This is a genomic window from Anaeromyxobacter dehalogenans 2CP-1 (assembly GCF_000022145.1).
Lineage (GTDB): Bacteria > Myxococcota > Myxococcia > Myxococcales > Anaeromyxobacteraceae > Anaeromyxobacter > Anaeromyxobacter dehalogenans.
This window is the reverse complement of sequence record NC_011891.1, coordinates 4688061-4711583: the sequence shown is the minus strand read 5'-3', so window position 1 is coordinate 4711583 and position 23523 is coordinate 4688061. Positions and strand designations below refer to the sequence as shown.

28 protein-coding genes are annotated in these 23523 nt (G+C 75.2%); 18 read left to right on the top strand and 10 right to left on the bottom strand.

Annotation, left to right across the window (positions count from 1 at the left end; genetic code table 11):
- The first annotated feature begins 27 nt into the window (after positions 1 to 27).
- Entirely contained in the window at positions 28 to 831 is an 804-nt protein-coding gene (locus A2CP1_RS21295; RefSeq protein WP_015935257.1) for a DnaJ domain-containing protein, read from the top strand.
- On the opposite strand, the gene A2CP1_RS21290 is transcribed toward A2CP1_RS21295, so the two are convergent.
- Together A2CP1_RS21290 and A2CP1_RS21285 are read right to left on the bottom strand one after the other, a co-directional pair.
- Positions 828 to 1430 (bottom strand): DUF938 domain-containing protein, encoded by a 603-nt coding sequence (locus A2CP1_RS21290; protein WP_015935256.1) that lies wholly within the window; start codon positions 1428 to 1430, stop codon positions 828 to 830. The genes A2CP1_RS21295 and A2CP1_RS21290 overlap by 4 nt on opposite strands.
- Positions 1427 to 2170 (bottom strand): TRM11 family methyltransferase, encoded by a 744-nt coding sequence (locus A2CP1_RS21285; RefSeq protein WP_015935255.1) that lies wholly within the window; start codon positions 2168 to 2170, stop codon positions 1427 to 1429. The genes A2CP1_RS21290 and A2CP1_RS21285 overlap by 4 nt, the downstream gene beginning before the upstream one ends.
- A 122-nt stretch (positions 2171 to 2292) precedes the next feature.
- Between A2CP1_RS21285 and A2CP1_RS21280 the strand changes: the two genes are divergently transcribed.
- Positions 2293 to 3033 carry an acyl-[acyl-carrier-protein] thioesterase gene (locus tag A2CP1_RS21280; RefSeq protein WP_015935254.1) on the top strand — a complete coding sequence of 247 codons (741 nt, stop codon included), beginning with the start codon at positions 2293 to 2295 and terminating at the stop codon, positions 3031 to 3033.
- A 1-nt stretch (position 3034) separates the two neighbouring features.
- Here the strand turns inward: A2CP1_RS21280 and A2CP1_RS23570 are convergent, their stop codons facing one another.
- Both A2CP1_RS23570 and A2CP1_RS23565 read right to left on the bottom strand, forming a co-directional pair.
- Complete coding sequence (locus tag A2CP1_RS23570; protein ID WP_012528157.1) at positions 3035 to 3577, bottom strand: spore maturation protein; 543 nt, start codon at positions 3575 to 3577, stop codon at positions 3035 to 3037.
- Positions 3574 to 4257 (bottom strand): nucleoside recognition domain-containing protein, encoded by a 684-nt coding sequence (locus tag A2CP1_RS23565; protein WP_245529887.1) that lies wholly within the window; start codon positions 4255 to 4257, stop codon positions 3574 to 3576. The genes A2CP1_RS23570 and A2CP1_RS23565 overlap by 4 nt, the downstream gene beginning before the upstream one ends.
- Between A2CP1_RS23565 and A2CP1_RS21265 the strand changes: the two genes are divergently transcribed.
- The 3 genes from A2CP1_RS21265 to A2CP1_RS21255 all read left to right on the top strand — a co-directional run bounded on the left by A2CP1_RS21265 (position 4256) and on the right by A2CP1_RS21255 (position 8528).
- Positions 4256 to 5803: a transglutaminase-like domain-containing protein gene (locus A2CP1_RS21265; protein ID WP_015935252.1), complete on the top strand. Its 1548-nt coding sequence runs from the start codon at positions 4256 to 4258 to the stop codon at positions 5801 to 5803. The genes A2CP1_RS23565 and A2CP1_RS21265 overlap by 2 nt on opposite strands.
- Before the next feature lie 71 nt (positions 5804 to 5874).
- The gene (mce, locus tag A2CP1_RS21260) at positions 5875 to 6276 is read left to right on the top strand and encodes a methylmalonyl-CoA epimerase (RefSeq protein ID WP_015935251.1); all 402 of its coding nucleotides are present in this window, start codon (positions 5875 to 5877) and stop codon (positions 6274 to 6276) included.
- Positions 6277 to 6599: 323 nt separating this feature from the next.
- Entirely contained in the window at positions 6600 to 8528 is a 1929-nt protein-coding gene (locus tag A2CP1_RS21255) for a TIGR04551 family protein (RefSeq protein ID WP_015935250.1), read from the top strand.
- A gap of 231 nt (positions 8529 to 8759) precedes the next feature.
- Here the strand turns inward: A2CP1_RS21255 and A2CP1_RS21250 are convergent, their stop codons facing one another.
- Complete coding sequence (locus tag A2CP1_RS21250) at positions 8760 to 9167, bottom strand: OsmC family protein (RefSeq protein ID WP_015935249.1); 408 nt, start codon at positions 9165 to 9167, stop codon at positions 8760 to 8762.
- A 118-nt stretch (positions 9168 to 9285) separates the two neighbouring features.
- Here A2CP1_RS21250 and argH point away from each other — a divergent pair, with 118 nt between their 5' ends.
- From argH to folK, 6 genes are all read left to right on the top strand, one after another.
- Positions 9286 to 10689 carry an argininosuccinate lyase gene (gene argH / locus A2CP1_RS21245; protein WP_015935248.1) on the top strand — a complete coding sequence of 468 codons (1404 nt, stop codon included), beginning with the start codon at positions 9286 to 9288 and terminating at the stop codon, positions 10687 to 10689.
- 199 nt (positions 10690 to 10888) lie between these two features.
- Positions 10889 to 12172, top strand: a complete 1284-nt coding sequence (gene lysA / locus A2CP1_RS21240; protein ID WP_015935246.1) for a diaminopimelate decarboxylase — start codon at positions 10889 to 10891, stop codon at positions 12170 to 12172.
- A 38-nt stretch (positions 12173 to 12210) separates the two neighbouring features.
- Positions 12211 to 13098 carry a 4-hydroxy-tetrahydrodipicolinate synthase gene (gene dapA / locus A2CP1_RS21235; protein ID WP_015935245.1) on the top strand — a complete coding sequence of 296 codons (888 nt, stop codon included), beginning with the start codon at positions 12211 to 12213 and terminating at the stop codon, positions 13096 to 13098.
- Between the two features lie 15 nt (positions 13099 to 13113).
- Positions 13114 to 13926 carry a 4-hydroxy-tetrahydrodipicolinate reductase gene (dapB, locus tag A2CP1_RS21230; RefSeq protein WP_015935244.1) on the top strand — a complete coding sequence of 271 codons (813 nt, stop codon included), beginning with the start codon at positions 13114 to 13116 and terminating at the stop codon, positions 13924 to 13926.
- Positions 13923 to 14675 (top strand): fumarylacetoacetate hydrolase family protein, encoded by a 753-nt coding sequence (locus A2CP1_RS21225; RefSeq protein ID WP_015935243.1) that lies wholly within the window; start codon positions 13923 to 13925, stop codon positions 14673 to 14675. Before dapB ends, A2CP1_RS21225 begins: the two co-directional genes overlap by 4 nt.
- Positions 14676 to 14697: 22 nt before the next feature.
- A complete protein-coding gene (gene folK / locus A2CP1_RS21220) occupies positions 14698 to 15189 on the top strand; it encodes a 2-amino-4-hydroxy-6-hydroxymethyldihydropteridine diphosphokinase (protein WP_015935242.1) in 492 nt (163 codons plus the stop codon).
- Between the two features lie 141 nt (positions 15190 to 15330).
- Here the strand turns inward: folK and A2CP1_RS21215 are convergent, their stop codons facing one another.
- The gene (locus A2CP1_RS21215; protein ID WP_015935241.1) at positions 15331 to 16038 is read right to left on the bottom strand and encodes a class II aldolase/adducin family protein; all 708 of its coding nucleotides are present in this window, start codon (positions 16036 to 16038) and stop codon (positions 15331 to 15333) included.
- A 7-nt stretch (positions 16039 to 16045) separates the two neighbouring features.
- Positions 16046 to 17092 (bottom strand): KpsF/GutQ family sugar-phosphate isomerase, encoded by a 1047-nt coding sequence (locus A2CP1_RS21210; RefSeq protein ID WP_015935240.1) that lies wholly within the window; start codon positions 17090 to 17092, stop codon positions 16046 to 16048.
- A gap of 86 nt (positions 17093 to 17178) precedes the next feature.
- Between A2CP1_RS21210 and fsa the strand changes: the two genes are divergently transcribed.
- The gene (gene fsa / locus A2CP1_RS21205) at positions 17179 to 17832 is read left to right on the top strand and encodes a fructose-6-phosphate aldolase (RefSeq protein WP_015935239.1); all 654 of its coding nucleotides are present in this window, start codon (positions 17179 to 17181) and stop codon (positions 17830 to 17832) included.
- 96 nt (positions 17833 to 17928) lie between these two features.
- Here fsa and A2CP1_RS21200 read toward each other — a convergent pair whose 3' ends face one another.
- Positions 17929 to 18801, bottom strand: coding sequence for an EamA family transporter (locus A2CP1_RS21200; RefSeq protein WP_015935238.1), 873 nt, complete (start codon positions 18799 to 18801; stop codon positions 17929 to 17931).
- A gap of 42 nt (positions 18802 to 18843) precedes the next feature.
- Here A2CP1_RS21200 and A2CP1_RS21195 point away from each other — a divergent pair, with 42 nt between their 5' ends.
- The 4 genes from A2CP1_RS21195 (at position 18844) to A2CP1_RS21180 (ending at position 20491) form a co-directional block, all read left to right on the top strand.
- On the top strand, positions 18844 to 19407 hold the full coding sequence (locus tag A2CP1_RS21195) for a MarR family winged helix-turn-helix transcriptional regulator (protein ID WP_015935237.1): 564 nt from the start codon (positions 18844 to 18846) through the stop codon (positions 19405 to 19407).
- An 82-nt stretch (positions 19408 to 19489) separates the two neighbouring features.
- A complete protein-coding gene (locus A2CP1_RS21190) occupies positions 19490 to 19849 on the top strand; it encodes a DUF4279 domain-containing protein (RefSeq protein ID WP_015935236.1) in 360 nt (119 codons plus the stop codon).
- A 175-nt stretch (positions 19850 to 20024) separates the two neighbouring features.
- Entirely contained in the window at positions 20025 to 20237 is a 213-nt protein-coding gene (locus A2CP1_RS21185; RefSeq protein ID WP_015935235.1) for a hypothetical protein, read from the top strand.
- Positions 20234 to 20491, top strand: a complete 258-nt coding sequence (locus tag A2CP1_RS21180) for a hypothetical protein (protein ID WP_015935234.1) — start codon at positions 20234 to 20236, stop codon at positions 20489 to 20491. Before A2CP1_RS21185 ends, A2CP1_RS21180 begins: the two co-directional genes overlap by 4 nt.
- Before the next feature lie 26 nt (positions 20492 to 20517).
- Here A2CP1_RS21180 and A2CP1_RS21175 read toward each other — a convergent pair whose 3' ends face one another.
- A complete protein-coding gene (locus tag A2CP1_RS21175; RefSeq protein ID WP_015935233.1) occupies positions 20518 to 20961 on the bottom strand; it encodes a hypothetical protein in 444 nt (147 codons plus the stop codon).
- A gap of 62 nt (positions 20962 to 21023) precedes the next feature.
- Positions 21024 to 21887: an esterase/lipase family protein gene (locus A2CP1_RS21170; protein ID WP_015935232.1), complete on the bottom strand. Its 864-nt coding sequence runs from the start codon at positions 21885 to 21887 to the stop codon at positions 21024 to 21026.
- Between the two features lie 235 nt (positions 21888 to 22122).
- Here A2CP1_RS21170 and aroF point away from each other — a divergent pair, with 235 nt between their 5' ends.
- Positions 22123 to 23136 carry a 3-deoxy-7-phosphoheptulonate synthase gene (gene aroF / locus A2CP1_RS21165; protein ID WP_015935231.1) on the top strand — a complete coding sequence of 338 codons (1014 nt, stop codon included), beginning with the start codon at positions 22123 to 22125 and terminating at the stop codon, positions 23134 to 23136.
- 161 nt (positions 23137 to 23297) lie between these two features.
- Positions 23298 to 23522, top strand: a complete 225-nt coding sequence (locus A2CP1_RS21160) for a hypothetical protein (protein ID WP_015935230.1) — start codon at positions 23298 to 23300, stop codon at positions 23520 to 23522.
- Position 23523: the final 1 nt, after the last annotated feature.

Here is a 23523-nt window from a genome sequence, read left to right as displayed (position 1 = left end):
CGGGCCGGATCGGGCCCCTGGAGCGGGATGGCGAGGACGGTCGAGGTCAGCCTGGAGGAGGTGGTCGCGGCCGGCCGGGTGCTGTTCGGCCCCGGCTTCGCCGCCGACCAGGCCGGCTGGCGAGACGCGCTGAAGGCCGCCTACCGCCGGCGCGCCCTCGAGACCCACCCCGATCGCGCCCGCGCCACCGGCCGTCCCGAGCACGAGCTGGCGCGCGAGTTCCGGGCGGTTTCCGAGGCGTACCGCGTGCTCTCGGCGCTGCGCGGCCCCGCCGACCCCGGGCGCGCCCGCCGACCGCGCCCCGCCCCCGCCGCCGGCCCCGCGCGCCCGGCGCGCCGCGCCCCGGGCGCAGGCGCGCGAAGCGAGGCGCCCCCGACGCCCCGGCCGCGCCCGGCGCCGTCCACCGAGGCGCGCCGCGCCGCGCCGACCGCGGGCGCGACCGCGATGCCGCAGCGCCGGCTCCGGCTCGCCGAGTTCCTCTTCCACGCCGGCGCCATCCCCTGGACCGCGTTCGTGGAGGCGGTCGCGTGGCAGCGCGCGCAGCGGCCGCCGCTGGGACGCCTCGCGGTGGACTGGGGCTTCCTGCGCCGCGAGGACGTGGCGCGGATCCTCGAGCTGCGCCGCGCCGGCGGGCGCGCCGTGCCGTTCGGCGAGGTGGCGGTGCGCCACGGCTACCTCACCTCGTTCCAGCTCCTCGCGCTGCTCGGGCGCCAGCTCCGCCAGCAGCGCCGCATCGGCGAGTACTTCGTGGAGCGCGGCCTCGTCACCCCCGCCGCGCTCGACGAGCTGCGCCGCCGGATGGCGCTGCACAACGCCCGGTTCGCCCCCTAGCCGGCGCGCCGGAACACCAGCAGCCGGTCGCCCTCGACCGCCGGCAGCTCGAGCTCGGCCTCGAGCCGGAGCCCGGCGCGCGCCGCCTCCTCGGCGAGCGCCTCCACCTCGCGCACGCCGAGCGCCGGGTCGTGCGCGCGCAGCTCCGCGTCGAAGCGCGCCAGCCGCCCGGCGAGCGGCGCGCCGCGGTGGGAGAACGGGCCGTACACGCACAGCGGGCCGCCCGCCGGCAGCACCTCGGCCGCGCCCCCGCACAGCGCGGCGGCGCAGGCCGGCGGCGTGACGTGCAGCACGTTCACGCACAGCACCGCGTCGGCGCGCCGGCGCCGCCAGGCCGGCGTGACGAGGTCGAGGTCGAGCGGCGGGCGCAGGTTCGGGAGCCGGGCCTCCTTCGCCCAGGCGCAGATGCTGGCGCGGGCCTCCGCATCGGGGTCGGAGGGCTGCCAGGTGAGTCCGGGGAAGCGCGCCGCGAGGAACACGGCGTGCTCGCCGGTGCCGCTCCCGAGCTCGAGCACCTCGCCGGTCTCGGGCAGGAACTCGTCCAGCGCGGCGGCGAGCGCCTCGCGGTTCCGCAGCGCCAGCTTCGCGGTCCGCTTCACGGCGGGTCGTCCCCGGCGGCGTCGCCCGGTGCGCGCGGGAGCAGCCGCAGCCGGCCGGCCGGATCGGCGTGGAGGCGCCGCGCCCGGTCGGCGCGCCGCCGCGACAGCTCGACGCCGAGGGCGTCGAGGCCGTGCGCGTTCGCGACCGCCAGCATGGTGCCGAGCCCGCAGAACGGATCCACCACGGTCCGGCAGCCGGTCTCGGCGAGGAGGAACCGCGCCACCGCCTCGCAGGCCGCGGCGCCCATGGCCCGCGGCCAGGGCATCTGCCCGAGCGCGGGGAGCACGTCGGGGGTGGCGCGGGCCGGGTCGAGGCGGAGCGCGCGCGAGCAGCAGAGCAGGTGCGCGTAGGCGGGCCGGCCGAAGGTGGCGGTGCCGGGCGGCACGCGGCAGACGATCTTGTGGAACAGCAGCCGCGCGCCGGCGCGCGCGGCGCCCCGCGCCACGAGCTGCGCCTTGTCCACCCAGGCGCCGTCCCGCTTCACGTCGGTCTGGTAGAAGATCGCCGGCGCGCCCGGCGCCACCGCGGCGCAGGCGAGCGCCGCGACGTCCACGAACCAGGCCTCCCATCCCTCGGCGCCGAGCGCGGGCAGCTCGGAGGCGTCCGGCAGCGAGGTGACGAGGGCGTGGTCCGGCGGGAGCGGCGCCGCCTCGCGCAGGAACGACACCCCGTCGCCGCAGCGGACCTCGCGCCGCGGCGCGCGCGCGCCCACCCCGCCGGCCTGCCGCCCGTCCGACATCGCGCGGGAGTTCAGCCCACGTGGCCGGTCGCGTCAAGCCGTGCACCGGCGCAGCGGCCCCGGTGGATCGTGCCGGCGGGCGCCGTTCACTTCCGCCCGGACATCGGGTAGAGAGCCGCGGCATGGAGACCTTCAAGGAGTCGTTCGCGGTCCACAGCTACGAGGTGGACGCGTTCGGGACGCTGGCGCCGCCCGCGCTCACCGGCTTCCTGATGGAGGCCGCCGGGCTGCACGCCGGCCGGCTGGGCGTCGGCATCGACGCGCTCATGGAGAAGGGGCTGACCTGGGTGCTGGTCCGGCAGCGGACCGAGACGCCGGTGCCCATCCGGCTCGGCGACGTGCTCGAGGTGGAGACCTGGCCGGTGGGCCTGGACCGGCTCGCCGCGCTCCGCGACTTCGTGGTGCGCCGCCGCGACGGCGCCGAGGTGGCGCGCGGCACCACGCAGTGGTTCGTGCTCGACGTGAAGACGCGCAAGCCGGTGCGCCCGGAGGCGGTGCTCGACGCGCGCTTCCCGCGCGAGCTCGGCAAGCCCATCGTCGAGGTCGCGCCGGGCAAGCTCCCGGAGCTGCGCACCTGGGAGTTCCAGAAGCGCTTCCACGTCCGCTACCAGGACATCGACCTGAACCTGCACGTCAACAACGGCAGCTACGTCGCCTGGGCGCTCGAGGCGATCCCGAAGGACGTGTACACGGGCTCGCGGGTGGCGGCGCTCGAGGTCCAGTACCTCGCCGAGTGCCACTACGGCAGCGCGGTCCTCTCGCGCCTGGCGCGCACCGGGCCCGGCGCGTTCGCGCACGCCATCGTGCGCGAGGAGGACGAGAAGGAGCTCGCGCGGATCACCACGAGCTGGGCGCCGCGGTAGGTCACGGCCCGCCGAGCAGCAGCCGCACCGTCACGATGGCGGCGGCGAAGCCGGCCAGGTCGGCGAGCAGCGCGGCCGGGAGCGCCTGGCGGTACCGGGTGATCCCCGCCGCGCCCATGTAGACCGCGAGCACGTAGAACGTCGTCTCGGTCGAGCCGGCCATCACCGAGGCGAGCCGCCCGGCGTAGCCGTCCGGCCCCTCGCTCCGGAGCACGTCCCCGACCACGCCGAGCGCCGCCCCGCCGGAGAGCGGCCGGACGAGGACGAGCGGCAGGACGCTCGCGGGCAGGCCGAGCGCGGAGGTGACCGGCGCGAGCGCGGCCGCCGCGGCCTCCATGGCGCCGGAGGCGCGCAGCATCCCCAGCGCGACGAAGATGGCGACCAGCGCCGGGATGATCCGCACCGCGGTCGCGAAGCCCTCCTTCGCGCCCTCGACGAAGACCGGATACACCTTCACGCCGCGGGCGAGCGCAACCGCCGGGATGCCCGCCAGCAGCACCGGGATCGCCCAGGTCGAGAGGACGTCGAGCGCGCCGCGGATCACGGCGCCGCCTCGGGGCCCGCCGGCGCCGCCGCCAGGTAGAGCCGGCGGAGCGCCTTCGCGGCGACGACCGCCACCACCACCCCGCAGGCCGAGGCGCAGAGCGTGGCGCCGAGGATCTCGGCCGGCGCGCGCGAGCCCGCCGCGGCGCGCAGCGCGATGACGCTCGCCGGGACGAGCTGCACCGAGGCGGTGTTGAGGGCGCACAGCAGGGCCTGCGCGTCGGAGGCGGTGCCCTTGCGCGGGTTGAGCTCCTCGAGCGCCTGCATGGCCTTCACGCCGAACGGGGTGGCCGCGTTGCCCAGGCCGAGCGCGTTCGCGGAGAGGTTCATGAGCATCGCGCCCATGGCCGGGTGGTCCGCCGGCACCTCCGGGAACAGCCGGACGAGCACCGGCCGCGCCGCCCGGGCGAGCGCCCGCACCAGGCCGGCCTCCTCGGCCACCTTCATGAGGCCCAGCCACAGCGCCATGGCGCCAGCCAGCCCGAGCGAGAGCGTCACCGCCTTCGCGGCGGAGTCCAGCGCCGCCGCGGTGAGCGCGCCCATCCGCCCGTTCACCGCCGCGACGACGAGGGAGGCCCCCAGGAGCACCGTCCAGATCGCGCCCATCGCGCCGATTCTGGCCGGGCCGATCCCGAAGGCGAGTTTTTGGTAGAACAGCGGCGTTCCTCGGAACGCCCTCATGACGACCCCGACCTCCGCGCGCCTCGCCCTCGTCGCCCTCTGCTGCTCGACCTCCCTCGCGCTCGCCGCCTGCCCCGAGCAGCGGCCGCAGCCGGTGAAGGCGCCGCCGCGCCCGCCGCAGGCGGCGCTGGCCGCCGGGTCCGGCGACCTCGCCGACGTGCTCACGGTGCCGCGGCCGGTGGGGCCGGAGTGGTTCGGCCTGTACCTGGTCGGCCAGAAGGCGGGCTGGAGCAAGGTCGAGCTGAGCCGCGAGCTGCGCGACGGGCGCGACGTGCTGGTCGGGCGGAGCGAGATGCTGCTGCGCGTGAACGTGGGCGGCAACACCGTGGAGCGGCGCCAGAGCGAGGAGCGCGTCTGGGAGGCGCGCGCGGCCGGCCGGCTGGTGGGGTTCAAGGCGGCGTTCTCCGGCGACGGCGGCGAGCGGACGGTCACCGGCACCTGCGCGAAGGACCGCTGCAAGCTCATCGTCACCGCCGCCGACGGCACGCGCGAGCAGGAGCTGGAGGGCGTGGCCGAGACCGCCGAGATGGCGGACGGCGTCCGGCTCGCGGCCGCGCGGCGCAGCACCGTCCGCGGCAAGCAGCTCGACCTGCTCAAGCTGCGGGTCCGCGAGGTGCAGCACGTGTTCGTCCGCCGGGAGCCGGTGGCCGGCGCGGGCGTGCAGGAGGAGGTCTCGGTCGTCGAGGAGTCGGAGATCGGCGACCGCGTGGCCATCCAGTACAAGGTGGCGGACGACGGACGGATCGTGGAGTGGCACCTCGGCGACGCGATCGTGGGCCGTCCCGAGCCGTCGGATCGCGCGCAGCGGCTCGACGAGGTGGACCTGTTCGCGCTCGGCCGCGTGCCGTTGCCGAGGCCGCTGCCGCGCACCGTGCCCTCCACCATCACCTACCGCCTGCGGGGGCTCCCGGCCGCGTTCCAGAAGGCGGACCAGCGCCAGCGGTACGAGCGCGGCCCGGAGGGCACCACGCTCCTCACCATCACCGCGAAGCCGCCCGCCGCGGCGGAGCCGGCCCGGGACACGCCGCTCGCGCGGGCGGGGGAGGGGGCGAGCCGCGACGACCTCGCCGCCACGCCGCAGGTGGACTCCGACGCGCCCGCGATCGCAGCGCTGGCCAAGCAGGTGGCGGGCGACGCGCGCGGCACGTACGAGGCCGCGCTCGCGCTGGCGCGCTGGGTGAACGAGCACCTCGAGAAGGCGTACGGGGCGAGCAACGATCGGGCGAGCGACGTGCTCGCGGCGCGGAAGGGCGACTGCACCGAGCACGCGGTGCTGACGGTGGCGCTGGCGCGCGCGCTGGGGATCCCCTCGCGGCAGGTCTACGGCCTCGTCTACGCGCGCTACGCCGACGGCAAGGACGCGCTCTACTGGCACGCCTGGGCGGAGGTGCGGAGCGCCGGCGAGTGGATCGCCATCGACCCGATCTTCGGGCAGCCGGTGGCGGACGCGACCCACGTGGCGCTCGGCACCGACAAGCAGGAGGACGCGGTGGGCCTGCTCGGCGCGCTCAAGGTGGAGAAGGTCGACGTGAAGGGCGCGAAGTAGCGCCCCCCCCGCGTTGCGGCGGGCCGCCGGCTGCGGTTTACTCGCGCTCCCACCTTCCCGAGGGAGCGCGCATGACCGGTCTCGATCACGTCGCCATCCTGGTGTCCGACCTCGACGCGGCGGTGAAGCTCTACCGCGACGTCTACGGGCTGCCCGAGCCCGAGATCGAGGAGGTCCCGACGGAGAAGGTCCGGGTCGCCATCTTCGGGCACGGCGCCGGGCGGATCGAGCTCGTCTCGCCGGCCGGGCCCGACAGCCCGATGGCGAAGACCATCGAGAAGCGCGGCGAGGGCCTGCACCACGTCTGCCTGGAGGTGCCGGACATCGCCAGGGCGATGGCCGCGCTGAAGGCGCAGGGCGCGCCGCTGCTCGACGAGGTGCCGCGCCCGGGCGCGGGAGGATCCAGGGTGGCCTTCGTCCACCCCAAGGGCAGCCGCGGCGTGCTGGTCGAGCTGAAGGAGGGCGGCAAATAGGGCCGACGAGCGCCGTGGCCAGCGACCGCGCGCCGCCAGGCGCGCCCGCGGGGACCTCGCGCGAACCCGCGAAGCGGGCGCGCGAGGTCATGGGCCCCGCGCAGCAGGAGTGGGGCCCCGACGGCTTCGCCGGCGGGGCGAGGGCGCAGCCCTCGTTGCGAGCGACCCCCCCAGCCCTCCCTCGACTCCGCCGGCACCGGCCGGTGCGGGCTACGCTCGGGATGAGCGGCCGAGGTCGGAGGGCGCAGCCCTCGTTCCAACAGTTGACCGCCTCCGAAGCGCGTGTTTTATCCAGCCGTTCCTCTTCGGAAGGGGTCGCACACATGTCCCGCCTCCTCGCGGCCGCGATCGCGGCGCTCCTCCTGCTCCCCGGCGCGGCGCGCGCGCAGGCGGCCGAATCCGGCGCGCCGGCCCCGGCTCCGGCCCCGGACGCGGCCCCGGACGCGGCCAAGCCCGCCGCGGAGGCGCCCAAGGACGCCGAGCTGGACGCGAAGACGCGTGCCGCCATCCAGCGCGCGGTCGAGAAGGCGAAGGAGGAGCTGCGCGACGAGGTCCGCGCCGAGATCCAGGGCGCGCAGTCGGCCGCCGAGTTCATGGGCGCCGTCGCCGAGGGGCCGAAGCTCGAGTTCCTGCAGCTGGACGGCTACCTCCGGCTCCGCGGCGACCTCTACGACAACCTCGATCTGGGCGGCACCGACGCCGCCGGCCACAGCTACTTCCCGCGGCCGCTGCAGGGCACGAACCGCGGCTCGCTCGCCTCGACCAACATGCGCCTGCGCGCCGAGCCCACGCTGAACATCTCGGAACGCGTCCGGGTGAAGGCCCAGATCGACGTCCTCGACAACTACGTGCTCGGCTCCTCGAACAGCGACCTGTTCGACTCGTACCACTCCCCCTACACCGCCTCGTTCTACGGCTCGTCGCGCGCGCTCTCGAAGCGCGACGCCAGCGCCGACCGCGACGCGATCCAGCCGAAGCGCGCCTGGGCCGAGGTGCAGACGCCGGTGGGCCTGCTCAGCTTCGGCCGCATGCCCTCGGAGTGGGGCCTCGGCATCCTCACCAGCGCCGGCAGCAAGATCGACGACGACTACGGCGACACGGTGGATCGCATCCAGTTCGCGCTCCCGCCGGTCGCGACGCCCATCGGCAAGCTCAGCTTCGTGCCGATGCTGGACTTCGACTCCGAGGGCGTGCTCCACCCCGATCCGCACTTCGGCCCCGGGCTGGGCCAGCCGTTCGACGCCGAGTCCGGCGACGACGCCCGCACGTTCGCGCTCAAGATCGCGCGCCTCGACACCGAGGACGAGATCCGCCGGAAGGTCGAGCGCGGCGCCAGCTCCTTCAACTACGGCCTCTACTACCTGTACCGGACGCAGCGCTGGACCTACCCGACGTGGCGCACGCAGGGCTACGACGGCTCCTACGGCGACACCGGGGACCCGGCCACCGAGCCGGACAAGGTGAAGCGGAACGCGTACACGCAGGTGGCGGACTTCTGGGCCCGCCTCGTCACCCAGCGCTGGCACCTCGAGCTGGAGACGGTCGGGGTGTACGGCCACATCGGCGAGGCGTTCGAGTACGTGCCGGACGCGACCGACCCCACGCGCCAGGTGATCTCGTCGCTCGGCCGCGTCCTGCTGCGCCAGTGGGCGGCCACGCTGACCGCGCGCTACAAGGCCATCCCGAACAAGGTGACGCTCGGCGCCGAGCTGGGCGTCGCGAGCGGCGACTCGGCCCCTGGCTTCGGCGTGGACACCGAGCGCAAGGCGACCGACGCGAGCGGCAACACCATGCTCCCGCCATACGGCTCCATCGACGGTCCGCAGTTCGGCCAGCCCGGGGACGGCGCCATCCGCAACTTCCGCTTCAACCCCGCCTACCGCGTGGACCTGATCCTGTGGCGGCACATCATCGGCCAGGTGACCGACGCCTGGTACCTGAAGCCGTCGCTGCGCTGGGACATCCTGCCGGGCCTCGCGCTCGACGGCGCGCTCGTCTACTCGCAGGCGCTGTCCGGCGGCTCGGTCCCGAGCGCGGTGGCGGAGGACGCCACCAGCACCACCGGCGCGTACGTGCTCCAGAAGCAGGGCAAGAAGCCGCTGGCCGTCGAGGCCGACGCGCGCCTCTCGCTCGACTCGGGCAACGGCTTCACGACGTGGGCCGAGGGCGGCGTGCTCCAGCCGTTCGGCGGCCTCGGCAACTCGCTCTCGCGCGGCTGGGTGCTGGGCTTCGGCCTGGCGGCCAAGTTTTAACGAGGGCTGCGCCCTCGCCCCGCCGGCGGAGCCGTCGGGGCCCCACTCCTGCTCCGCGGGGGCCGTGACCGCTCGCGCCCGCCTGCGCGGGCGCGCGAGCGGTCCCCGCGGGGAGGGGTTGCACCCCTCCCCAGCCTGCGGCTGGGGCCCCTCCCTGCTGGACGTCTCCGGCTGCCGCTCGCCCCGAGCTCGTCGAGGGGCGAGCGGAACGCGCCCGTGGGGCGGCGGGGCTCAGCCCGCCGCCACCACCGTCTTCACCTCGAACGCCGGCTGCGCCTGGATCGCCTTCTTCACCGCGCACTGGTCCGCCACGCGGACCAGCGCCTCGCGGTACTTCTCCGGGAACGTCGGCGGGACCTCGATGTCGAGCTCGACGCGCGCGAGCACGCCGGTCTCCGGGTCGAAGTGCGCGCGCTGGCGGAGGCGGATGCCGTCGGTGGGCAGCTCGCGCTTCTGGCAGAAGCCGAGCACGTAGATGCCGGCGCAGGTGCCGATCGCGGCCATGAACAGGTTGAAGGGCGACGGGGCGGAGTCCTCGCCGCCGCTCGCGACCGGCTGGTCGGTGCGGATGACGTGGTTGCCGATGGTGGTGTCCACCCGCTTGCCGCCGGGGAACGTGACGAACGTCTCGCTGGCCATCTGACGCCTCTCTCCTGGAAGGTGTCGCGCCCGGATCCGGCGCTCGCGAGGTGAGAGCCGGCGCGGCGCGCGGAGGTTCCTGGGTGGCGCCCGGGTGTGATAGCGTCCTCCGCCCCGCATGAGAGCGAATTCGAAGGCGAAACCCGTGTCCCGGGCCGCGCTCGCCGGCGAGGCCGATCCTCGCCTCGTGGCCCTTTCGGTGTCCATCCAGGACGACGGCGCGCTGTACGCGGAGGACATCCGCGGCAGCCAGGCGCACGTGTCCATGCTGGCGGCGCAGGGCATCGTGCCGAAGGCGGCGGCCCGCCGCATCGTGGCCGCGCTCGACCAGGTCCGGGCCGAGTTCGCCGCCGGCAAGATCCGCTTCGACCCGGCGCTCGAGGACGTGCACACGCACGTGGAGCGGCGCCTGGGCGAGCTGGTGGGGAAGGACGCGGGCTACCTGCACGCCGGCCGCAGCCGCAACGACCAGGTCGCGCTCGACGAGCGGCTCTTCATCGTGGGCGCCTGCGATCGCTGCGACGCCGCGCTGGAGCGGCTGCAGCGCGCGTTCCTCGGTCAGGCCCGCGCGCACGAGCGGACCATCCTGCCCGGCTACACGCACCTGCAGCGCGCGCAGCCGGTCTCGCTCGCGCACCACCTGCTCGCCTACGTGGAGATGTTCGGGCGCGACCGCGAGCGGTTCGCCGAGGTGCGCCGCCGCGCCGCCATCTCGCCGCTCGGCTCGGGCGCGCTCGCCGGCACCACCCTGCCGCTCGACCGCGAGGCGGTGGCCGCGCGCCTCGGCCTCGCCGGCGTGACGCACAACTCGCTCGACGCGGTCTCCGACCGCGACAGCGCCGCCGAGCTGCTGTTCGCGTGCGCGCTCGCCGCGGTGCACCTCTCGCGCATCGGCGAGGAGCTGGTGCTCTGGACCACGAAGGAGTTCGGCTTCGCGACGCTCTCGGACGCGTTCGCCACCGGCTCCTCGCTCATGCCGCAGAAGAAGAACCCGGACGTGGGCGAGCTGGCCCGCGGCCGCGCCGGGCGCGCGCTGGGCGACCTCGTGGCGCTGCTCGCGATCCTGAAGGGCCTGCCGCTCTCGTACAACCGCGACCTGCAGGAGGACAAGCGGCCGCTGCTGGGCGGGCCCGAGGCGCTGGTGCTCACCGCCGACGCGGTGGCCGGCGCGGTCGAGACGGCCACGTTCCACGCCGCGCGGATGGAGGAGGCGCTCGGCTCCGGCGAGGCGCTCGCCACCGACGCGGCCGAGTACCTGGTGGATCGCGGCGTCCCGTTCCGCGAGGCGCACGAGGCCGTGGGCAAGGCGGCCGCGTTCTCGGCGCGCGAGGGGCGGCCGATGGCGCGCCTGACCGCGGCGGAGTGGGCGACGTTCCACCGGCGGTTCGAGAAGGACGTGCTCCGCTGCTTCGACGCCCGCCGCAGCCTGAGGCGGCGGGAGCTCCCCGGCGCACCCGGACCGCGGGCGGTCCGCGCCGAGCTGCGCCGCTGGGAGAAGGCGCTCGGGAAGGCGCGCCGATGAGCGGCGCGCGCCAGCTGCTCCTCGCGACGCTCGCGGCGGCCGGGCTCGCCGGCTGCGGCGTGAAGGGCCCGCCGCGCCCGCCCGCGCGACCCGCCCCGGCGCACCCGGTGGCCGCGCCCGCCTCGCCGCCCGCAGCGCCGCCGGCCACCCCAACCGAAGCCCCGGCGCCGGAAGCACCGGCCGCGCCCGGGGGGACCCCATGAACCACTTCCAGCGCAAGCGCGGCGTCCTGCACGCCGAGGCCGTCCCGGTGGAGGAGCTGGCGCGGGCGTACGGCACGCCGCTCTACGTCTACTCGACCGCGACGCTCACCCGGCACTGGAAGGTGCTGCACCGCTCGCTGGCCGGGCTCGACCACCTGGTGTGCTACGCGGTGAAGGCGAACTCCAACCTGGCGGTGCTGTCGCTGTTCGCGCGGCTCGGCTCCGGGTTCGACATCGTCTCGGGCGGCGAGCTGTACCGCGTGCTCAAGGCGGGCGGCCACCCGGGCAAGGTGGTGTTCAGCGGGGTGGGCAAGCGCGACGACGAGGTCGCGTTCGCGCTCGAGTCCGGGGTGAAGGTGCTGAACGTGGAGAGCGCGCCGGAGCTGGCGCGGATCTCCATCGTCGCGCGGCGCATGGGGCTCCGCGCGCCGGTCGCGCTGCGGGTGAACCCGGACGTGGACCCGAAGACGCACCCGTACATCTCCACCGGCCTCAGCGAGAACAAGTTCGGCGTGTCGGTGGACGAGGCGCGCCGGCTCTACGCGCTCGCCGCGCAGGATCCGGCGCTCGAGGTCCGCGGCGTCGCTTGCCACATCGGCTCGCAGATCACCACGGTGCGTCCGTTCCTGGACGCCATCGCGCGCGTCCTCTCGCTCGTGAAGGATCTCGGCAAGCAGGGGATCCGGCTCGGCCACGTCGACGTGGGCGGCGGCCTCGGCATCACCTACGCCGACGAGGAGCCGCCTCACCCCGACGAGTACGGCCGGGCCATCAAGAAGGCGCTCTCGCGCTTCGACGGCGAGGTGATGCTCGAGCCCGGGCGCGTGCTGGTGGGGAACGCCGGCGTGCTCGTCACCCGCGTGCTCCACGTGAAGGAGAGCGGTCGCAAGGTGTTCGTGGTGGTGGACGCGGCCATGAACGACCTGGTGCGGCCGAGCTACTACGACGCGCACCACGAGATCGAGCCGGCCGGCGCGCCGCGGAAGGACGCGGAGGAGATCGTCTGCGACGTGGTGGGCCCGATCTGCGAGTCCTCGGACTTCCTGGCGCGCAAGCGGCGCATGCCGCGGCCGGTCCGGGGCGACCTGCTGGTGGTCCGCTCGGCGGGCGCCTACGGGTTCGCCATGTCCTCGAACTACAACTCCCGCCCGCGCGCGGCCGAGGTCCTGGTGGACGGCGACGGCGCCCGGCTGGCGCGCCGGCGCGAGACCTATGCCGACCTCGTCCGCGGGGAGACCCCCGAGCCCGAGGCCGAGCGGTTCCGCACCCCGCGGCGATGAGCTACGATCCAGCACCTTCCCCCGGCCGGGAGAACGCCATGCGACGACTCGAAGGTTCGATGGTGGCCATCGTCACCCCGATGAAGGACGGCGCGGTGGACCTGCGCGCCCTCCGCGACCTGACCGAGTGGCAGCTCGCCGAGGGGACGGACGGCATCGTGCCGTGCGGCACCACCGGCGAGGGCGTGACGCTCACCCCGGCCGAGCGGGCCGACGTGATCCGGACCGTCATCGAGACGGTGCGCGGCCGGGCGCTGGTCATCGCCGGCGCCGGCTCGAACGCGACGCACGAGGCCATCGAGTCGGTGAAGCTGGCGAAGACGCTCGGCGCCGACGCCGCGCTGGTGGTGACGCCCTACTACAACAAGCCCACGCAGGAGGGGCTGTTCCGGCACTACCAGGCGATCTGGGAGGCGACGCGCTTCCCGGTGGTCGCCTACAACGTGCCGTCGCGCACCTCGGTGGACCTGCTCCCCGAGACCGTGGCCCGGCTCGCGAAGGCGGGCGCCATCGCCGGCATCAAGGAGGCGACCGCGAACATGGACCGGCAGGTCCAGCTCGTCGAGAAGGTCGGCAAGGACGCGATCGCCTACCTCTCCGGCGACGACTTCACGGTGCTGCCCTACATCGCCTGCGGCGGCCACGGCGTCATCTCGGTGATCGCCAACGTCGCGCCGCGCGCGATGAAGGAGCTGGTGGTGGCGGCGCGCTCGGGCGACCTCGCCGGCGCGCTCGCGAAGCAGGCGGCCATGGCCGAGCTGAACCGGATGATGTTCGTCGAGACCAACCCCGGGCCGGTGAAGGCCGCGGTGGCGCTGCTCGGCCGCTCGGGCGGCGAGCTGCGCCTGCCGCTCGCGCCGGTGTCGGAGGCGAGCCTCGCCAAGGTGCGCGACGCGATGGTGCGCTTCGGGCTGAAGCTCGCCTGAGCAGGGGTGACTGACATGACCAAGGTGGTGGTGACCGGGGCCGCGGGGCGGATGGGCACGCAGATCGTCCGGCTGGTGCGGGCGACGCCCGGCCTGGCGGTGTCGGGCGCGGTGGAGCGCGCCGGGAGCCCGGCGATCGGCAAGGACGCGGGGACGCTCGCGGGCGGCGAGCCGCTCGGCGTGGCGGTGGTGGACGACCTCGCGAAGGCGCTCGCCGGCGCCGACGTGGTGATCGACTTCACCAGCCACGAGGCCTCGGTGCGCCACGCGCAGGCGTGCGCCGCGGCCGGCGTCGCGCTCGTGATCGGCTCGACCGGCTTCACGCCCGACGCGAAGGCGAAGGTGGCCGAGGCGGCGCGGAAGGTGCCGGTGGTGCTCTCGCCGAACATGAGCGTGGGCGTGAACGTGGTGTTCGAGCTGGTGCGCCAGGCCGCCCGGGTCCTCGGCGACGGCTACGACGTCGAGATCGTCGAGATCCACCACAAGCACAAGCGCGACGCGCCCTCCGGCACCGCGGTGCGGCTGGGCGAGGTGGCGGCCGAGGCGCTCGGGCGCGCGCCCGCCGACGCGCTCGCGTACACGCGCCACGGCATCCTGGGCGAGCGGCCGCCCTGGCAGATCGGGATCCAGACGCTGCGCGGCGGCGACGTCGTCGGCGAGCACACGGTGTTCTTCTGCGGCGAGGGCGAGCGGGTGGAGATCACCCACCGCGCCACCAGCCGCGAGCAGTTCGCCCGGGGCGCCGCGCGCGCCGCGGCGTGGCTCCCGGGCAAGCCTCCGGGTGTCTACGACATGGCCGACGTGCTGGGCCTGCGGGGCGGGAAGTGAGGGTCTGCCGCTTCCGGCGCGCCGGCGTGGACCGGTACGCGCTGGTGGAGGGCGAGGTCCTGCGCCCGCTCACCGCCGCGCCGTGGGCGGGCGGCCTGCCCGAGGGGCCGGGGGTGCCGCTCGCCGAGGCGACGCTGCTCGCGCCGGTGGAGCCGTCCAAGGTCGTGTGCGTGGGGCGCAACTACGTGGCGCACGCCCGCGAGCTCGGCAACGAGGTGCCCACCACCCCGCTCATCTTCCTGAAGCCCTCCACCTCGGTGATCGGGCCCCAGGACGCGATCCGCTGCCCGGAGCAGTCGCGCGAGGTTCACCACGAGGGCGAGCTCGGCGTGGTGATGGGCCGGACGCTCACGAACGCCAGCGCCGCCGAGGCGCGCGGCGCGATCTTCGGCTACACCTGCCTGAACGACGTCACCGCCCGCGACATCCAGCGCGAGGAGAAGCAGTTCACGCGCGCGAAGGGCTTCGACACGTTCTGCCCGGTGGGCCCGGTGGTGGAGACCGCGTTCGACCCGCTCGACGCGTCGGTGGCCTGCCGGGTGAACGGCACCGAGCGGCAGCGCGGCTACACCCGCGACATGGCGTTCGACGTCTACGCGCTGGTGGCGTTCATCTCCGGCGTCATGACGCTGCTCCCCGGCGACGTCGTCGCCACCGGCACGCCCGAGGGCGTCGGGCCCATCCGGCGCGGCGACTGGGTGGAGGTGGAGGTGCCGGGGATCGGCGTGCTGCGGAACCCGGTGACCTGAGCGGCGGGGCAGGGGCGCAATCGTGCGCGCGTACGTGGGCGTGGGCAGCAACCTCGGCGATCGCTGGGCCAACCTGGCGCTCGCGGCCCGCGTGCTGCGCGCCTCGCCGGGCGTGGCGGTGCTGCGGGCCTCGCACGTGTTCGACACGCCGCCCATGGGCCCGCCGCAGCCCCGCTACCTGAACGCGGTGCTGGAGCTGGAGGCGGGGCTCACGCCGGAGGCGCTGCACGCGGTGCTCGCCTCGGCCGAGCGCGCCGCCGGCCGCCGCCGCGGCCTGCGCTGGGGCCCGCGCACGCTCGACCTCGACCTGCTCGTCCACGCGGATCGCGTGGTGCGGACGCCCGCGCTCATGGTCCCGCACCCCGGCATCGCGGCGCGCCGCTTCGTGCTCGAGCCGCTCGCCGAGCTGGCGCCGGACCTGGTGGTGCCGGGGCTGGGCCGCACGGTCGCCGAGCTGCTGGCGAGCGCGCCCGGCGCGCCGCTGGTGGTCGCGGGCCTGTACCCGCTGCCCTAGCGCTTCCGCGCCGCGACCTCGCTCGGGGTTCGACGGAGCTCACCCCGAGCGGCTTTCGGGATTCCGCTCGCCCCGAGCCTGTCGAGGGGCGAGCGGCGCTCGAGAACGCTCGCGGTGAGCCTGTCGAACCGCGAGCTGGCGCTAGCGCTTCCGCGCCGGCTTGCCGGCGGCGAGGAGCACCCGGTCCACCGCGTCCCCGGGCAGCGGCGTGCAGCGGCCCGCGAGCCGGGCGGCGAGCGCGATCCGCGCCACCCGCTCCAGCGTCTCCATCCGGTCGAGCGCCTCGGCGAGCGTGCGCCCCAGCGCGAGCGCGCCGTGGCGCTCGAGCAGCAGCACGTCGTGGCGGGCCAGGTACGGCGCGAGCGAGGCGGGCACCTCGCCGGTGCCGGGCGTCGCGAACGGCGCGAGCGCGATCTCGCCCAGCGTCACCGCCGCCTCCGGCACGAGGTCGTTCGGCGGCGGCGCGCCCGCGACGGTGAGCGCCACCGCGGTGATGGGGTGGGCGTGGACGATGGCCTCCACGTCCGGCCGCGCCGCGTAGGCGGCGAGGTGCATCCGCAGCTCGGTCGAGGGGCGGCCCGCGCCGCGGGTCACCGCGCCGTCGCCGTCGATGCGCAGCACGTGTCCGGGCCGGAGCTGCCCCTTGTTCACGCCCGAGGCGGTGACCAGGAACGCGTCCGGCCCGAGCCGCACCGAGACGTTCCCCTCGCCCGCGCCGATGAGGTCGAGCGCGGCCAGCCGGTGGCAGGTCTCCACCACCGCCGAGACGAGCGCGCGCTCCCGCGGGAGGCTCCGCGCGCGGTGCGCGGGGCGGGGAGGGACGGCGCGCGGGCGGGGGGCGCGGGCCACGGCGGGGTCAGAGGATCTTGGCGGCGAGGAGGTCCTGCACGTCGAGCAGGCCCACCGGGCGACCGGCCTCGTCCACCACCGGCACCTGGTCGATGCGCGCCTGGCGCAGCACGCGGGCCGCGTCCACCACCAGCGCGTCGGGGCGCACCGTCTTCGGGCCGCGGCACATGGCGGAGCTGACCGGGCGCGCGAAGTCGGTCTCGCCGTGCTCGACCAGGCGGCGCAGGTCACCGTCGGTGAAGATGCCCACCAGCGTGCCGTCGGCGGCGACCACCGAGGTCGCGCCGGGGCGGCCGGGCGTCTCGGTCATCACCGCCACCGCGGCGGCGAGCGGAGCGTCCTCGCGCACCACTGGGTTCGAGCTCTCGCCGCGCATCAGCTCGTGCACCTTCATCAGCCCGCGCCCGAGCTTGCCGCCCGGGTGGAACAGCGCGTACTCCTCGCGGTCGAACGGGCGGTTCGCGAGCACCGTCATCGAGATCGCGTCGCCCACCGCCAGCAGCACCGCGGTGGACGCGGTCGGGGCGAGGCCCATGGGGCAGGCCTCCTCGACGTTCCCGATGGCGATGACCAGGTCCGCCGCCCGCGCCAGCCGGTTGGCGCGATCGGCGGTGATCGCGACGATCTTCGCCCCGATCTTCTTGAGCGACGGGAGCAGCCGGAGGATCTCCTCGGTCTCGCCCGAGTTCGAGAGCGCGAAGACCAGGTCGTCGCGCGCGATGCGGCCCAGGTCGCCGTGCGCGGCCTCGGCCGGGTGGACATAGAGCGAAGGGGTGCCGGTGGAGGCCAGCGTGGCGGAGATCTTCTGGGCCACGAAGCCCGGCTTGCCCATCCCCGTCACCACCACCCGGCCCTTGCAGCCGAGGATCCAGCGGACGGCGGTGGCGAAGGCGTCGTCGAGGGGGACCGCGCCGATGGCGCGCGCCTCGGCCTCGACGACGGTGCGGCCGTAGGCGACGAGATCCTGGGTGCGGGGGCGCGGGCGGGCGCTCGCCCGCGAACGACGCACGGGGAGCTTCACCACACGGGCCCGGCTGCTGCGGCTGGAGGCCATGGTCGGCCGCCGATATAGCACTTCCGCGGCGCTTGCGGCAGGGCGCGCGGGTGCGCTATGTGACGCCGGCCCCCTGGAGGAAGACCATGAAATTCTTCATCGATACTGCGGACGTCGGCGAGATCAAGAAGGCCCTGGCCCTCGGCCTGTGCGACGGCGTGACCACCAACCCCTCGCTCGTCGCCAAGACCGGCCGCGGCTTCGAGGACGTGCTGAAGGAGATCGTCCAGCTCGTCCCCGGCCCGATCTCGGCCGAGGTGACCGCCACCGACTACGAGGGGATGCTGCGCGAGGGGCGCCACTACGCGAAGTTCGGCTCGCAGGTGGTCATCAAGGTCCCGCTCACCGTCGAGGGGCTGCGCGCCGTGAAGACGCTCACCGACGAGGGCACCAAGGTGAACGTCACCCTGTGCTTCTCGCCGGTCCAGGCGCTCCTCGCCGCGAAGGCCGGTGCGACGTACATCTCGCCGTTCGTCGGGCGGCTCGACGACATCTCGCAGGACGGCATGGCGATGGTCGCCGACATCGTCCAGATCTACCGGAACTACGGGTTCAAGACGCAGGTGCTGGTCGCGAGCGTCCGCCACCCGGTCCACGTCCTCGAGGCTGCCAAGCTCGGCGCCGACGTGGCGACGATCCCGTACTCGGTGATCGAGCAGCTCGCGAAGCACCCGCTCACCGACGCCGGCCTGAAGAAGTTCCTGGCCGACTGGGAGAAGGTGCCGAAGGCGCCGAAGTAGCCGCGTCGCCGCGCGCGCCGGGGCCGCCCCGGCGCGCGGCGGCCCGGCGCCGTCAGACGATCCGGAGGACCGGCCAGGAGCCTCCGCCGGGCGCCGCTACCTGGTCCGCGAGGCGGTCCACTGCACGCCGAGGACGCTGGCGAGCACGATCGCCATGCCCGCGAGCGACGCGCCCGACATCGCCTGCGACAGGAGCGCCCAGCCCAGCACGACGGCGGTGAGCGGGCTCAGCAGCCCGAGCGACGACACGGCCACCGTGGGCAGCCGCGCGACGCCGCGGAACCAGAGCGCATAGGAGACCAGCGCGCCGGCCAGGCTCAGGTAGGCATAGGCCAGCACCTGCGATCGCGAGAGCACGGGCAGCGGCGGGTCCGCCAGCCACGCCAGCGGCGCGAGCATCAGCCCGCCGACGACGAGCTGCCAGCCGGTGAGCGCGAGGACCGGCAGATCGAGGCGCCAGCGCCGCGTGAGCCACACGCCGCCCGCCATGCAGGCGGCCCCCGCGAGCGCTGCGGCGATGCCCACCGGCTCGAAGACGGTCTGCGGGGACAGGAGCAGCACGGCCATGCCGCCGATCCCGGAGACCGCGGACGCCAGCGTGGCCCGGGCCGGTACCCGGCCGTCCACCCCCCAGGCCAGCGCCATGACCAGCAGCGGCTGCACTGCGCCCAGCACCGCCGCGAGCCCGCCCGGCAGCCGGTAGGCCGCCACGAACAGCAGCGCCTGGAACACGCCGATGTTGAGCGCGCCCAGTACCAGCACGCGCGGCCAGTCGCGGCGGACGGGCACCCGCCGCGCGACGAGCACCAGCAGCACCCCGGCCGGCAGCGCGCGGAGGAGGGCCGCCGTGAACGGTCGGTGCGGGGGCAGGAGCTCCGTCGTGACGATGTAGGTGGAGCCCCAGATCGCGGGGGCCACCGCCGTGAGGAGCACGTCGCGCCAGCGAGGGGAGGAGACGGAGGTCGGCATGTGAGGTACCTTGAGGTCGAGACATTTGTCGGGGGAGACATCTTGAAGTCAAGACAAACGACCGGGCGCGACCCCGGGCCGGTCCGGCGGGACGCGGTGGACGCCGTCCTCGAGCAGTGGGCCCGCGAGCGTCCGGACCTCGACGCGAGCCCCATGGGCCCCATCGGCCGCATCAAGCGCTGCGCCGCCTTGCTGGAGCGGGCGCTGGAGGCAGGCTTCGCCCGGTTCGGCCTCGAGCTGTGGGAGTTCGACATGCTCGCCACGCTGCGGCGCGCCGGCGCGCCGCACCGCCTGAGCCCGACCGAGCTCTTCTCGGCGTTGATGGTCACCTCGGGGACCATGACGCATCGGCTCAAGCGCCTGGAGCAGCGCGGGCTCGTCCAGCGCGTCCCCAACCAGCAGGATGCGCGCAGCGTGCTGGTCCAGCTGACGCGCAAGGGGCTCGCGCTCATCGACCGCGCCGTCGAGGCCCACGTCGAGAACGAGCGCCGGCTCCTCGCCGCGCTGCCCGCCGCCGCGGTCGCGGAGCTGGACGCCCGGCTGTCCGCGCTGCTCGTGGCCCTGGAGGGCCCATCCGGCTCGCAGGCCGCGGACGACCGGACGTAGGATAGGACGTTCCGTGAGAAGCGCCGCCAGGGCCGGCCGAGCGTCCGGCGAGTGACGGCGCGATGCGCCCGGAGAGGAGCCGATGCAGGATCGAACGCACGTCAGGCTGGCGATGACCTCGGACGACCTCGACCCGGACGCCGTGACCGCGATCGTGGGGCTCACGCCCACGCGTTCGCATCGCAAGGGCGACGTGCCGGCCGGTCACCGGGTCCCTTGGTACCGGGGCGCGCTCTGGTTCGCGGCAAGCTGCATCCTTAGCCCGCTGACGGTGGCGCGTGGTCTCGACACCTTCTGGCGACGGGGAGGCGACGAGGCGGGGTGGGCGCAGGTCTCCTCCGAGGCGGAAGCGCGCGGCATGAGGACGGCGGGGGTGTTCGTGGGAGTGATCGGGACGCTCGTGCTCGCCGGAGTCGGATACCTGTTCGTTGCCTCCCGGTGAACCCGGCGGGGCGCGGTGCGGGTGAGGCGCCGGCGCCGCTCGCTCCCCCGCTCCCAGACCGAGCGACCGCCCGATCATCGCGGCTGGGCACTCCCCGCGCCGCTTCCCCCTGGCGTCCACGGTCCGCATCTTCCTGTCGCGCCTCGCCGGTTCATCGCGTGGCGCGGGGGATTCGATGTCACCGCTCGCTCGCCTCATCACCGGCCTCTGGGCCGCGCTCCTGCCGCTCGCCGCGCTCGCGCAGGCGGGCGGGGACGCCGCGCCGGCGCCGCGGAGCGGCTACGGGTGGCTGTGGATGCTGGTCGCGGCGCTCGTGATCGTGGCGCTGTTCCGGATGTTCTTCTCCCGGCCGCGCCGGACGCCGGGGGCGAGGGGGCCGGGGCCGTGAACCCGATCGCGCGCACCGCAGGCCACGTGCTCGCGCTCACCGCGCTGGTGCTTGCGTTCGCCGCCGCCGCGCAGGGGCCGATCTACCGGCCGCACGCAGCGGCGGACGGCATCCTGCCGTGGGTGTTCGCGGCCTTCGTCGCCGCCGCCGTGGTGGCGCTGTTCCTGTTCGTGCTCTGGATGGTGAAGCCGCCGAACCTCCGCCCGCCGTCCGAGCGGCCGCACGGCGCGCTGCTGCCGAGATCGCGCCGCTGAGCCCCCGGCGTCCGGGCGCCCGCCCGCTAGAGCGTGACGCGGAACAGCCTGCGCTCCAGCAGGTCTGGCACGGTCGCGAGGTCGGCGCGGGTGAGGTGGGCGCCCTCGGCGCGCTCCTTCAGGTCCAGGCAGGCCTCGGTGACGAGGCGCACGAGCAGGTGGAGCGCGGCCTGCTCGGAGGGCGTCTGCAGCCGGTGCGCCTCCTGCTCACGCCGCCGCTCGACCTCGTCGTACTCGCGGACGAGATCGAGCCGCGCCAGCTCCAGGGCGAGCCGCACGACGTCGTCGCGCGGCCGCTCCGCAGCGCCGTGGCCCCAGCGCGCGCGCTCCGCCTCGCTCTCCCACTGGAGCTCCGGCGGCGGCCACGCCGTGAGCTCGCGCGCCAGCTCCTCGGCGAACCGCTCGAGGAGGTACGCCTTCACCGGCTGCCGCTGCCGGTCGTACAGGAAGTCCCACCGCCGATCGCGCACGGCGGCAGGATAGCCGGACGGGGCGTGCGCGGCGACCCCGCGCGGCGGCGGCGCGACGCGCGTCAGGCCGCGTCGGTGCCGGCGGCGCCGCCGGGCCGTGACCGCGCCGGCGCATCGACCTTGGCCGACGCCGAGGCGACGCGCCCGCCCTCCATGGCGGTGAGCGGGCCGCGTCGCGCCGGCGCCGCCTCGGCGGCGGCGAGCACCTCGTGCAGCAGCACCTGGTAGACGCGCTTGCTGGTGAGGAACGCGGCGTGGTGCGCCTGCACCTCGACGTTCGCGAGGTGGGGCAGCCCGTGCGTCTCGATGACCGCCGACGGGTAGGGCGACGCGCCGTCGTCGCGCGACCAGATCGACACGAGCCGCACCTGGCCCGGCCAGGGGCCGTCGTGGAGCCGGCGCAGGAAGACGCTGCCCGGGAAGAGCTGCCAGAGCGAGCGCGCCAGGAAGCCCACCGGCAGCCCGAGCAGCGCGACCGGCGTGCCGTGGTGCGGGGTGCCGAGCGTCACCACCGCGCGCGTGCGCCGCCAGCCGCCCAGCTTCTTCACGTAGTACGCGGCGATGAGCCCGCCCTTGGAGTGGCCGACGATGGTGAGCGGGCCGAGCCCGGGGTGGCGGGCGTAGAGCCGCTCGATCTTGGCCCGGACCAGGTCGGCGACGTCGTCGATGCCGCGGGTGTTGAGCGTGCCGCCGAGGCCGCCGAGGTCGAGCGTGAAGACGCCCATCCCGTCGCGGCGCAGCCGGCGCTCGAGCACCGCGCAGGTGCGCCGCGAGCTGAAGAAGCCGTGGAGGATGAGCACCGGGTGCTCGCAGCGCGAGAAGTCGGTGCGCCGCTCCACCGGGCGGCGGCGGACGCTCCCGTCGTACGCCGCCGCCAGCTCCTCGACCACCCGCGCCGCCTGCCGGACCCACCGCGCCACCCGCATGGTCGCGCCTCCGAAGACCAATCTAGCGAGCTTGCGGGCGGCGGGCAGCGCCCGTCAGCGGGCTTGACGTCCCGTGATCCGGGCATGCGCGGCCCGCCAGGCGACGCCGAGACGGACGCCGGGTGCGAAGGCGCCCCGCGGCCCGGGGACGCCGGGGCGGACGGCGGGGCGATCGACCGCGTCCTTGTTCCCCCCGCCGCCGCGCAGTACAACCGGGCTCCCCGGAGGCGGACCCATGCTCGTCGTCATGCAGCCCCACGCCGGCCAGCCGGAGATCGACGCGGTGATCGAGAAGATCCGCAGCCTCGGCCTCACCGCACACCCGATCCCCGGCGCGCAGCGCGTGGCGATCGGCATCACCGGCAACAAGGGCGGCCTCGAGCCGGAGCTGTTCACCACGCTGCCGGGCGTCGCCGACGCGATCCGGGTGTCGCAGCCGTTCAAGCTCGTGTCCCGCGAGGTGAAGGAGGAGGACACGGTCATCGACGTCGGCGGCGTGCCGCTCGGCGGCACGGCCCTGGCGGTGATGGCGGGGCCGTGCTCGGTCGAGTCGCGCGGTCAGCTGCTCGAGGCGGCGCACGCGGTGAAGGCGGCCGGCGCCCGGTTCCTGCGCGGCGGCGCCTTCAAGCCGCGCACCAGCCCGTACGAGTTCCAGGGGCTCGGCGAGGAGGGCCTGAAGCTGCTCGCGGCCGCCCGCGAGGAGACCGGGCTGAAGGTCGTCACCGAGGTGATGGACGTCGAGCACCTCGACATGGTGGCGGACTACGCCGACGTGCTGCAGATCGGCGCCCGCAACATGCAGAACTACTCCTTGCTCCGGCAGCTCGGGCGCGTGCGCCGGCCCATCCTGCTGAAGCGCGGCCCCTCCGCCACCATCAAGGAGTGGCTGATGGCGGCGGAGTACGTGGTCTCGGAGGGCAACTACCAGGTGGCGCTGTGCGAGCGCGGCATCCGCACCTTCGAGACCATGACGCGCAACACGCTCGACCTGAACGCGGTCCCCATCCTGAAGGCGCTCACGCACCTGCCGGTGATCGTGGACCCGTCGCACGGCATCGGCCTGCGCGCCCACGTGCCCGCCATGGCGCGGGCCGGCATCGCCGCCGGCGCGGACGGCATCATCGTCGAGGTCCACCCGCGGCCGGAGAAGGCGCTCTCCGACGGCCAGCAGTCGCTCACGCCGGCCGAGTTCGACGAGCTGATGCGCCAGGTGCGGGTGATCGCCGGGGCCGTGGGCCGCGGGGTATAGCCGGAGGCCGCGGAGGGGACGCCCGGCCGGCCCGCCGCCCTGGCCCCGCCGCGGGAGACGCACCCGAACCGAGCACGCTCCTGGCCGGTCGCGCGGGCCGTCCGGCGCTCGCCCGGGACGCGGCCGCTTGCCATGCGCGCGGGAAGCCTTACCTGATCCACATGAAGGCCGAGCGCGAGCCCAGGGAAGCAGCCGGCGCCGGGGAGCGCCGCGACATCGTCCTGCCGGGCGGCTGCCTGCTGTGCGACGGCGACCTGGAGGTGCGCCTCGGCGAGGGGGGCCACGCCGCGAGCTTCTGCCCGCGGTGCCGCTGGATCTCCCACCCGCACATGCGCCGGGCCGACGGCGCCGTGCAGGTCATCCACCCGGCGGGCGGGCTGGCGTAGC

Excerpts from the sequence above, each read along its gene's own strand:
- A2CP1_RS21295 (WP_015935257.1), top strand. The coding sequence starts at position 28 with ATGGCGAGGACGGTCGAGGTCAGCCTGGAGGAGGTGGTCGCGGCCGGC.
- A2CP1_RS21285 (WP_015935255.1), bottom strand. The coding sequence starts at position 2,170 with ATGTCGGACGGGCGGCAGGCCGGCGGGGTGGGCGCGCGCGCGCCGCGG.
- A2CP1_RS21280 (WP_015935254.1), top strand. The coding sequence starts at position 2,293 with ATGGAGACCTTCAAGGAGTCGTTCGCGGTCCACAGCTACGAGGTGGAC.
- A2CP1_RS21265 (WP_015935252.1), top strand. The coding sequence starts at position 4,256 with ATGACGACCCCGACCTCCGCGCGCCTCGCCCTCGTCGCCCTCTGCTGC.
- A2CP1_RS23565 (WP_245529887.1), bottom strand. The coding sequence starts at position 4,257 with ATGAGGGCGTTCCGAGGAACGCCGCTGTTCTACCAAAAACTCGCCTTC.
- mce (WP_015935251.1), top strand. The coding sequence starts at position 5,875 with ATGACCGGTCTCGATCACGTCGCCATCCTGGTGTCCGACCTCGACGCG.
- A2CP1_RS21255 (WP_015935250.1), top strand. The coding sequence starts at position 6,600 with ATGTCCCGCCTCCTCGCGGCCGCGATCGCGGCGCTCCTCCTGCTCCCC.
- A2CP1_RS21250 (WP_015935249.1), bottom strand. The coding sequence starts at position 9,167 with ATGGCCAGCGAGACGTTCGTCACGTTCCCCGGCGGCAAGCGGGTGGAC.
- argH (WP_015935248.1), top strand. The coding sequence starts at position 9,286 with ATGAGAGCGAATTCGAAGGCGAAACCCGTGTCCCGGGCCGCGCTCGCC.
- lysA (WP_015935246.1), top strand. The coding sequence starts at position 10,889 with ATGAACCACTTCCAGCGCAAGCGCGGCGTCCTGCACGCCGAGGCCGTC.
- dapA (WP_015935245.1), top strand. The coding sequence starts at position 12,211 with ATGCGACGACTCGAAGGTTCGATGGTGGCCATCGTCACCCCGATGAAG.
- dapB (WP_015935244.1), top strand. The coding sequence starts at position 13,114 with ATGACCAAGGTGGTGGTGACCGGGGCCGCGGGGCGGATGGGCACGCAG.
- A2CP1_RS21210 (WP_015935240.1), bottom strand. The coding sequence starts at position 17,092 with ATGGCCTCCAGCCGCAGCAGCCGGGCCCGTGTGGTGAAGCTCCCCGTG.
- fsa (WP_015935239.1), top strand. The coding sequence starts at position 17,179 with ATGAAATTCTTCATCGATACTGCGGACGTCGGCGAGATCAAGAAGGCC.
- A2CP1_RS21200 (WP_015935238.1), bottom strand. The coding sequence starts at position 18,801 with ATGCCGACCTCCGTCTCCTCCCCTCGCTGGCGCGACGTGCTCCTCACG.
- A2CP1_RS21190 (WP_015935236.1), top strand. The coding sequence starts at position 19,490 with ATGCAGGATCGAACGCACGTCAGGCTGGCGATGACCTCGGACGACCTC.
- A2CP1_RS21185 (WP_015935235.1), top strand. The coding sequence starts at position 20,025 with ATGTCACCGCTCGCTCGCCTCATCACCGGCCTCTGGGCCGCGCTCCTG.
- A2CP1_RS21170 (WP_015935232.1), bottom strand. The coding sequence starts at position 21,887 with ATGCGGGTGGCGCGGTGGGTCCGGCAGGCGGCGCGGGTGGTCGAGGAG.
- aroF (WP_015935231.1), top strand. The coding sequence starts at position 22,123 with ATGCTCGTCGTCATGCAGCCCCACGCCGGCCAGCCGGAGATCGACGCG.
- A2CP1_RS21160 (WP_015935230.1), top strand. The coding sequence starts at position 23,298 with ATGAAGGCCGAGCGCGAGCCCAGGGAAGCAGCCGGCGCCGGGGAGCGC.